The 8,662-nt window shown below is 43.0% G+C and carries 9 protein-coding genes; 6 read left to right on the top strand and 3 right to left on the bottom strand.

The genetic code is table 11. The features are described 5' to 3' along the window. Positions 1 to 122: 122 nt before the first annotated feature. The 6 genes from ACQKCG_RS10895 to ACQKCG_RS10920 all read left to right on the top strand — a co-directional run bounded on the left by ACQKCG_RS10895 (position 123) and on the right by ACQKCG_RS10920 (position 6,937). Positions 123 to 884 (top strand): hypothetical protein, encoded by a 762-nt coding sequence (locus tag ACQKCG_RS10895; RefSeq protein WP_134292770.1) that lies wholly within the window; start codon positions 123 to 125, stop codon positions 882 to 884. Positions 885 to 937: 53 nt separating this feature from the next. Continuing rightward, positions 938 to 1,762 carry a tryptophan synthase subunit alpha gene (trpA, locus tag ACQKCG_RS10900; protein ID WP_134292771.1) on the top strand — a complete coding sequence of 275 codons (825 nt, stop codon included), beginning with the start codon at positions 938 to 940 and terminating at the stop codon, positions 1,760 to 1,762. A gap of 396 nt (positions 1,763 to 2,158) precedes the next feature. Next, positions 2,159 to 3,106: an acetyl-CoA carboxylase, carboxyltransferase subunit beta gene (gene accD / locus ACQKCG_RS10905; RefSeq protein WP_201556172.1), complete on the top strand. Its 948-nt coding sequence runs from the start codon at positions 2,159 to 2,161 to the stop codon at positions 3,104 to 3,106. A 199-nt stretch (positions 3,107 to 3,305) separates the two neighbouring features. After that, positions 3,306 to 4,679 (top strand): bifunctional tetrahydrofolate synthase/dihydrofolate synthase, encoded by a 1,374-nt coding sequence (folC, locus tag ACQKCG_RS10910; protein ID WP_102093524.1) that lies wholly within the window; start codon positions 3,306 to 3,308, stop codon positions 4,677 to 4,679. Between the two features lie 258 nt (positions 4,680 to 4,937). Beyond that, positions 4,938 to 6,143 (top strand): SPOR and LysM peptidoglycan-binding domain-containing protein, encoded by a 1,206-nt coding sequence (locus ACQKCG_RS10915; protein WP_134292772.1) that lies wholly within the window; start codon positions 4,938 to 4,940, stop codon positions 6,141 to 6,143. Between the two features lie 251 nt (positions 6,144 to 6,394). Continuing rightward, on the top strand, positions 6,395 to 6,937 hold the full coding sequence (locus tag ACQKCG_RS10920; RefSeq protein WP_134292773.1) for a DUF2726 domain-containing protein: 543 nt from the start codon (positions 6,395 to 6,397) through the stop codon (positions 6,935 to 6,937). 99 nt (positions 6,938 to 7,036) lie between these two features. Here ACQKCG_RS10920 and ACQKCG_RS10925 read toward each other — a convergent pair whose 3' ends face one another. The 3 genes from ACQKCG_RS10925 to ACQKCG_RS10935 form a co-directional block, all read right to left on the bottom strand. Then, positions 7,037 to 7,996 carry a DUF1853 family protein gene (locus ACQKCG_RS10925; RefSeq protein WP_134292774.1) on the bottom strand — a complete coding sequence of 320 codons (960 nt, stop codon included), beginning with the start codon at positions 7,994 to 7,996 and terminating at the stop codon, positions 7,037 to 7,039. A 102-nt stretch (positions 7,997 to 8,098) separates the two neighbouring features. Further along, positions 8,099 to 8,266 carry a hypothetical protein gene (locus ACQKCG_RS10930; protein WP_166739251.1) on the bottom strand — a complete coding sequence of 56 codons (168 nt, stop codon included), beginning with the start codon at positions 8,264 to 8,266 and terminating at the stop codon, positions 8,099 to 8,101. 102 nt (positions 8,267 to 8,368) lie between these two features. Then, positions 8,369 to 8,542: a hypothetical protein gene (locus ACQKCG_RS10935; RefSeq protein ID WP_427585394.1), complete on the bottom strand. Its 174-nt coding sequence runs from the start codon at positions 8,540 to 8,542 to the stop codon at positions 8,369 to 8,371. Between the last annotated feature and the right edge of the window lie 120 nt (positions 8,543 to 8,662).

Consider the following 8,662-nt stretch of genomic DNA (forward strand, 5'->3'; position numbering starts at 1 on the left):
GATATTAGTCAGCTATTTGACGCCATTTGGCAAGATTTAGCCATTTTTAACCCATTTAGATGACTATCGATTGAATTGAAGACACGCCCTAGCTATTTTTTTATTATCGATAGTATACCTCCATGAATTTGAACCGCTTAATACCGAGTAAGCCTAGCCAGTTGGGCAAGTATCCAGACCAAGCAGTGCTAACAGCGCCAGTCACAATAAGTGTGGGTGTACCTACTGAAAGCGTCAGTTTTTGGCAGAGTTATGGTTTCTTTATAGTTGTCATTGTATGGTCAGTGATGTATGTCTTTATGGCTGTTTGGGAGCTTTCGACAGGTTATACGGTTACGACAATTGATGAAATTTTAAGAAATATTCTTGGGCTTTGGTCTCTTTTAGCTATACCCATGTTGTTTTTATTTCTGATGATATATTGGTTGCATCGTACCCAAAAAGGTTTTGTTGTGCCAAATCCATGGATTGCTAGAAAATGGACTTGGAAGCATGTGCCAATCATGGTTATTAAAGAAGATAGCATTAGCTTTCTATCTAGCTTCTTTATATTCATTGATAAGCTACATCATGATCAGATAGTAAGCTTTGATGATGTTGAAAAGTTTTATCTAAATCAAAGTAGTCATTCTGGTATTGGTTTTTCGATAATATATAAAAAACAGCACGTTGCAGCTATGAAAAATAAAGATAAAAGACTTGAAGGCTTGTTAGCTCACAAAAAATTTACGTTATATGAGCATTACAATGTTTTGAATGGCCGGTATTATATTGATTTGCGTGAAATTCTAAATATTATGAATACTTTTCACAAGCAAAGAACTGATGGTATTAAATATTTGTCGCAAGACAACCATGATAATTTAATGGATATTGGCTGGTAAGAATACACTTATATAAGCTAACAATTTATTTAACAAAATTATAAGAGAACATTATGACCCGAATTGAAAGCACTTTTGAAACTTTAAAATCACAAAATAAAAAAGCCCTGATTCCTTATGTCATGGCAGGCGATCCCAATCCGAGTAACTTTGTTGGCTTGCTACATGATCTTGTCAAACACGGCGCTGATATGATCGAAGTCGGCTTACCATTCTCTGACCCAATGGCCGATGGTCCAACTGTGGCCTTGGCTGGCGAGCGTGCATTAGCAGCAGGTACCAGTACTCGTGATGCGCTAAAAATGGTCGCAGAGTTTCGTCAAACAGATACGCAAACGCCAATTATTCTGATGGGTTATCTAAATCCTGTTGAAATCATCGGCTATGATAACTTTGTGGCGCTATGTGAGCAGTCAGGCGTTGATGGTTTGTTGATGGTAGATCTGCCACCAGCAGAAGCGGGTAGCTTTACGCAGCATTTGACCGATCATTCGATGAATGAGATTTTCTTACTGTCGCCAACGACGCTGCCCGAGCGCCGTGAGCAAGTATTGACTCATTGTGGCGGCTATATTTATTATGTATCACTAAAAGGTGTGACTGGTTCAGCCACGCTAGATACTGACGATGTAGCAACTCAAGTTCAAGCAATCAAAGCAGAAACAGACCTGCCAGTATGCGTCGGCTTTGGTATCCGTGATGGTGCTTCTGCAAAAGCGATCGGTACTCATGCGGATGGTGTGATCGTCGGTAGTGCTTTGGTACAGAATTTTGCCGATATTGATGCCAACGATGCCGCCGCGGTTGCAAATGCACAGCAGAACATCATGGCAAAAATGGATGAGCTACGTGAAGCGTTAGACAGCTTAAGCGCCTAATAGCTATTGCTTTCATATTGTTGTTACTTGAAGAGATAGTTATTTGAAGAAATAGTTATTTGAAACGGCAAAGTCAAATTGCAGTTATTGTTTACCTGAGACTTACTCAAATGCTTTACGTGAAGACAATACTAAATGACTTTGCTAAAATTAGTTTACGAGTGTAAACTAACATCACTATTATATGGTGTCTGATAGCAGTGATTTATTCGTCACTTTGATTGGCAAATACATTATCTATCAACAAGCGCATAATCAAATTACCGACATACGAGATTTATTTATCAATATGTCGCATGACTGCTCATGTTATGACTGTATTAGACGTTTTGTTTAGACAACCATTAAACTCTCAATGACAAGCGAATGAGCAAACTTGTCAATAAGCCTTTTATGATGGCAAATAATATGACTGATACAATAACAAAACCCGATAACAATACTGCTAAAGCCGCGCCAAACAGCAATACGGATAGGCAGTCATGGTTTAACCGTCCTATCCCAGGTATCAAACAGCATTTGACTGCGCCACTGTCTGCGGTAGAGACTGAACCGTCAACTAAGTGTAGTAATTGTCATTCGATGATTACCAACACAGCGCTGATTTTTAACTGTTATGTGTGCCCGCATTGTGATCATCATTTACCGATGAGTGCTCGTGAGCGCTTGAACTGGTTACTTGATCAAGTAGATGGTGAGACAGGACAAGAATTTACGGCAAAAGATCCATTGAGCTTTGTGGATAGTAAGCCATATCCTGCGCGTATGAGTGAAGCACAAGAAAAAACAGGTGAGACTGAGGCGTTGGTTGCTATGTATGGCAAACTGCGTAACCTTGATATCGTAGCCTGTGCTTTTGACTTCCGTTTTATGGGTGGGTCAATGGGTTCGGTCGTTGGCGATCGTTTCGTCCAAGCAGCTGAAAAGGCGCTAGAGCAAAAAGTACCTTTGGTTTGCTTTGCCGCTTCTGGCGGTGCACGTATGCAAGAAGGTCTGCTATCGTTGATGCAAATGGCACGCACGGCAGCAGCGATTGAACGTCTAAGAATCGCTGGGATTCCATACATCGTGGTATTGACCAATCCAGTGTACGGCGGTGTAACTGCATCACTGGCGATGCTGGGTGATATCCATCTAGCAGAACCAAAAGCGATGATAGGATTTGCGGGTAAGCGCGTGATCGAGCAGACTGTACGCGAGACGCTAGAAGAGCCATTCCAGCGCGCTGAGTTCCTATTAGAGCATGGCGTAGTGGATGAAGTGGTACATCGTCATCAGCTAATCGATACGATTTATCGTCTGCTTGCAAAACTATGCCGCGTACCAAATGTAGATGCTCAGTAAAATGAGATGCTCGATAAGGTAAATGACTCAGTATAATGAATCATTTATTGAGTGCATAATGACTTAGCTGCGTGCTAACATCTACTGCATATGCAAGACCCCTAATAGCATTTATCGTCATTGCACGGTAAGTGCTATTTTTGGTTTTAGCTAGCACATATATTTTTATCTCTTATTAAATTTTATATAGGTTTTATCCATGTCTGACCTTTTAGCCTCTGACCTTCGCAGCTCTAATGCCCATAGTCCTAATGAAAGTGCTAACCTAACTGAGTGGCTCGATTATATGCAGCAGATTCATGTATCGGCGATCGATATGGGATTGTCACGTGTATTGCCTGTTGCAGAAGCGTTAGGCGTGGTGCAGTCAGCTAAAGATGACGCTTACGTATTTACTGTGGCAGGTACCAATGGCAAAGGTTCTACAACCGCTGTCATTGCCGAAATGTGTAAAGCCGCAGGTTATAAGACGGCACTATATCAGTCGCCACATCTTAGTGCCTTTAACGAGCGTGTGCGTATCAATGGCGAGATGATCAGCGATCAGACGCTGATTAAGGCTTTTAGCAAAGTAGAGGCAGCACGCTTACAGTGCGAGTTGACGTTGTCGTTCTTTGAGATGACCACACTAGCAGCGCTATTGATATTCGCTGAGGCAGATTGTGACGTATGGGTATTAGAAGTAGGATTGGGTGGACGCCTAGATGTGGTCAATATTATTGACCCTGACATGGCGGTCATTACCAATATCGGTATCGATCACATTGACTGGTTGGGTGATAATGTCGAGGATATTGGTCGCGAAAAAGCAGGTATCTTGCGCAACGGCATTCCTCTGATTTATGGTGCTACTGAGATGCCAGCTAGCGTGCAACAATCCATCGATACCCAGCAGGCAACTTGTTATCAGATTGGACAAGATTTTAGCTACCGCGATATTGATGCAACGACTTGGCAATACAGTAATGCGGCGGTTACCTTGCAGTTACCACGTCCTGCGTTATCGTTAACTAACACGGCCAATGCACTATCAGCAGTATTAGCAAGTCCATTAGATATTGACATCAAGGCCATTGAGCAAGCGTTACGAACTGTCAAACTGGCTGGACGTTTTGATTATCGTGAGAACCATAGCCGCCATTGGTTATTTGATGTGGCGCATAATGAGCAAGGCGTTGAGTTCTTACTAGCACAGCTATTACCGTTTTGGCAGCAGCATGTAGCCAAGCAAAATAATCAAAATAGCTCAGCGACTGTCACCCTGCCAAAGATTAAAATGCTATTTTCTATGCTTGGTGATAAAGACATTGATAAGGTTGTGCAGCGCTTAACTCAAGCAGGCTTACCGATTAGTGACTGGTTTATCGCTGAGATTGATTATCCTCGTGCCGCGACTACTGAGCAGCTGCAAGCTGTTTTGGTTAAATATGTCGATAGCACCAATATATATGAGTTTGATGGTCTGCATACAGCGACCCATGCAGTGATAGAGGCGAGCCAACCACAAGACTTAATCGTCGTATGCGGTTCGTTTCACACCATTGGTGAGGCATTGGCTGCGCTACAGCACTGATCATATGAGTTAAAGTAAGGCATGTTTAGTGTTAATCTTAGTCGTAGCCTGATAGCAGACAGCATGAAAAATATGCTTTATAATCAAAATGATTTGCCAGACTAGTAGAAGACGGTCGGCACAAATTTTGAACCCTGATGGCATTAACTGACAGTAACTGGCGGTAAGAGATCATGATTGAAGCGATTTGATATACTGCTTTGAAATAGTCGCTGCGCCGCTCAATCAACCTTATTACCAACTAAGAGACGTAAACGGATGAACTTTTCGAGACAAGCCTTATTGGGCATTGGGATGATTATCGGCGGTAGCGTGATGCTATACGCCATGGTGCAACAGATTGGCGATAGCGATCAACCGGAGCCGATGTCAGCGATGGTCGACAAACTAAGCTCGGAGCAAGAATCTCCGCAGCCGCTCACAACTGATATCGAAACAGAAAAACGTATCCTTGCGCAAAAGCAAAAAGAACGTGCAGCCCGCGTTGCAGAGCAAGAAAAACGTGCAAAAGAGTTTCTGACAGAGCAGGAAGTTGCTGAAGCAGAAGCGTTGGCAAAGGCACGTGCTGAGAGCCAGCAATATGTTGATAATAGTGCGCCAGCTATTGATGACACCAGCAGTACAGAGTCTACAAAAGATGTTACTACAGATCTGACCGTTCAGCCTCGTACTGAGAGTCAGTCTGCTACTGATACTACAAAGTCTAGCGAAGCCGAGAAGCAAAAAGCGGTTCAAGAGCAACAAGAAGCCCAAAGGCAAGCTGCTATAAAAGAGCAAGCAGCCGCCAAAAAACTTGCCGAGAGCAAAAAACAAGCGGAGGCAGAGAAACTAGCCGAAGCAAAAAAGCAGGGGGAAGCCCAAGCAGCGGCTGAGAGAAAAAGAGAAGCAGCTGAAGCGGCAAAAAACGAGCCACCAAAATCGCCTTCTGAATATCAGATTAAGAAAGGTGACGGACTCATTAAACTGGCAAGACAATACAATATGCCTGTAGAAGTATTGGCTCAAGCCAACAACCTATCACCATCAGCAGCGCTACAAATGGGTCAGAGCATCACCATCCCATCGAGCAAACAGGTACAACGTCTAGAACGTGAAGCGGCTGCCGCTGAACAAGCGCGTGAGAAGAAGCGCCAACAAGAAGAAGCGCTGGCGAAGAAATCTGCCGATGCAAAACGTGAAGCGCAGCAAAAACTGAGTGAAGCGCGTAAAGAAGTCAAAGAAACAGACGCTAAAGGTAGCTTTGGGGTACAAGTGGCTCTAGCAAATGACCAAGCCAAAGCCGATGAGTTAGCGAAAAAGTTCCGAGCAGCAGGTTATCAAGTCAAGACCAGTGCGACCAGTCGCGGTGTCCGTGTTGTGGTTGGGCCTGAACGTGGTAAAGTCGCAGCATTGGCACTAAAAGATAAAATCAATAGTGACCCTAAAGTAAATACGACCAGCGCTTGGGTGCTTTACTGGCGTTAAGCTAGAGCATTTCTAACGGTCTGGATTCGGCTTTTATCTACTTTATATGAAAACACGACAAATACTGTCGTGTTTTTTGTTTTATAGATTGCTGATTGGCGCCGCCTTAGTTAAGATGAGCGCCATTTTTATAATCCGTTGTTGTATAACCTGTCAGCCTATATAGGTTGCCTTGTCGTGGTCGGTGCATTATTAATTGCTATTACTAATGACAATTAGCCCACCACTCTCATATTGTATAAGGTAGAACCATGTCGTTTGGTGTTATATTTTTAGTATTGGCCGTTGGGTTTTTAGGGCTGATTACGTTACCGAAGCTGCTACCAACACTACTGACGAAGCGCCCTGTCGTTGAGCCTGATCCAAAACCTGTGCGCGGTGATGAGTTGGCTATTTGGCCATTTGCGCCGATGCCAATCATGACCGATACGGAAGTGATATTTTTTAATAAGTTAAAAAATGCGCTGCCGGAGTATCACATATTTGTCCAAGTACAGCTGTCACGGATCATTGAAGCCAATAGTAGTGAGACATCAGAGCGTAGCTTTTGGTTCAATCGTATCTGCCGTCAGAGCGTTGACTATGTGATCGTGGATGTCGATGCTCAGACTACATTGGTCGCTATCGAGCTTGATGACTGGACGCATAGTAGCAAAGCCCGCCAAAAAGCGGATGATAAAAAGGATAAGGCGCTTGCCAGTGCAGGTATTGCGATGGTGCGCTTCCATGCTGAGCGTATGCCGAGTGCCGATATGCTTAGATATGAGCTAATGCAAGTGATTGAGAGCTATTAAGAATTCTGTGAAAGCTGTCCGATTGTTAAGACCAGAATATTATCTAAGCAGTTTCATCTTAAAACTTTAGGTTAGCTAAATTTATTCATCGATCTGGTCTTACTGTCTTGGGTAAATAACGATTGGTCGATTACCTTCAAAATATAAACCTGTCTTAGGTAGCTCGCTATCTGACCAAACTATCGGCTGCTGGCGACCATTATAAGCATTTCGCTCATCATAAAAGTCGCGCTTGGTGAACCATTCAATATAATGCGCGGCTCGCAAAGCTGTAGTGTCAATCGTTGCAAGATTTGCCATGTCTCTTTTATCACACCACTTATGTATCGGAAAGTTCGGCGTTAGCCAATATGGCCAATCATAATCACCGCAATCAGTTGTATTAATCGGTAAAAAGAATCGCCCTTTGATCACGCCATAACGCTTATCGATTTTTACCTGTCCGTGGTTTTCTGTATCTACCCACACCGCTCGAAACTGCTTGGTTTGCATGTGCGTCATTTTACGCTGTAGATTATCATTGGAGTTAATCCCGACCCAGTTCACAGGTTCAAAAGGTGTTGACCCCATAAAAAACTTAATGGCTAGCTCCCAATGTTCAACCAGCTGTTCTGCATGGTTATACAAAATCAAATCAAGCTCACCAGTCGTTTGCTTGCCATTATAGAGCTGCACATTGCTAGCCAGGGTCTCATACGGATGCAGCTTGCGTGCGAACCCATCCTCTAACCAAAATGACAGTAAGCCTTCAAAATGAAAACCCAGACGATTGGGGCTAGGGCGTTTGAGTAAATAGCGAGTCAGATCTTGATAGGCGGCAGTGGTGTCTAGCTCTGTTAATCGTTGCTCATACGCCTCAAATTGCGTCTGCCAAAATTGCGCGCTATGCACAGCAACGGTATGTGTATTTTGATGCGGTGCAAAGTCTAGCCACTGCGTCAAAACATTGGGACACGACAGTACATAAGCCAAATCACGCACATAAGGTCGGCGGTAACGTTCCCAAGGTGCATTATCTATGAGGTGATTAAATGTGGGCTGATTGACAGGCTCGGACATAGGATAAACCAGTGTGAAGGTGTAGCATTTACCCTAACGGCTCGCTCTATAAAAGTCTATAGGACACGAGTATCCGCTAGGGCAGTGCTCAGTTTGTTGGCGCTAAAATATAATATTAATGTGATAAATATGAAAGCTGATATCAGGCGGTGACAGCAGGTAGGCTAATAGGATACTGAGTACTATTTTAAGTAGAGAGAGTTGCCATTTAGGCTGATATTGAGGTGGCTTTTCTTGTGGCTTAGTTGGGATGTGATTTTTCTGTTTCATGTGTCTAGCTCCATATTTACCGTAACTTGATTGCTGCGGCTTATGGTTGCTAGTTTATGAAGTAAGGTCGTTCGATAGTTCTATATAGAAAATGGCAAAGTTCTATAGAACTTCATCAGCTTTCTTTAGCCATTTTGCAATGAAGTCTTTACCTAAAGTTAAACCTAAACCCTCGGCTTTAGCTATGATTTCTTTGTTGATATTACCGTGAGGGTTTTCTAAGTCTTGTTTGTCATAACTTGCAAGTTTAAGCAAAGTAGCTACCAATGTTGCCATAGAATTAATAGTTTTATGATGGATTGGTAATCCCCCCAATAAATAAGAACACTTACAAATAGAGATTAACTGCTAAAATACACCAGCAGGAGAATCCTATGAAAAAGACACGCTTTAGCG

Origin of the sequence: Psychrobacter sp. NPDC078929 (assembly GCF_050267985.1) — a bacterium.
Taxonomy (GTDB): Bacteria; Pseudomonadota; Gammaproteobacteria; order Pseudomonadales; family Moraxellaceae; genus Psychrobacter.

Excerpts from the sequence above, each read along its gene's own strand:
- folC (WP_102093524.1), top strand. The coding sequence starts at position 3,306 with ATGTCTGACCTTTTAGCCTCTGACCTTCGCAGCTCTAATGCCCATAGT.
- ACQKCG_RS10920 (WP_134292773.1), top strand. The coding sequence starts at position 6,395 with ATGTCGTTTGGTGTTATATTTTTAGTATTGGCCGTTGGGTTTTTAGGG.
- ACQKCG_RS10915 (WP_134292772.1), top strand. The coding sequence starts at position 4,938 with ATGAACTTTTCGAGACAAGCCTTATTGGGCATTGGGATGATTATCGGC.
- ACQKCG_RS10935 (WP_427585394.1), bottom strand. The coding sequence starts at position 8,542 with ATGGCAACATTGGTAGCTACTTTGCTTAAACTTGCAAGTTATGACAAA.
- accD (WP_201556172.1), top strand. The coding sequence starts at position 2,159 with ATGGCAAATAATATGACTGATACAATAACAAAACCCGATAACAATACT.
- ACQKCG_RS10925 (WP_134292774.1), bottom strand. The coding sequence starts at position 7,996 with ATGTCCGAGCCTGTCAATCAGCCCACATTTAATCACCTCATAGATAAT.
- ACQKCG_RS10895 (WP_134292770.1), top strand. The coding sequence starts at position 123 with ATGAATTTGAACCGCTTAATACCGAGTAAGCCTAGCCAGTTGGGCAAG.
- ACQKCG_RS10930 (WP_166739251.1), bottom strand. The coding sequence starts at position 8,266 with ATGAAACAGAAAAATCACATCCCAACTAAGCCACAAGAAAAGCCACCT.
- trpA (WP_134292771.1), top strand. The coding sequence starts at position 938 with ATGACCCGAATTGAAAGCACTTTTGAAACTTTAAAATCACAAAATAAA.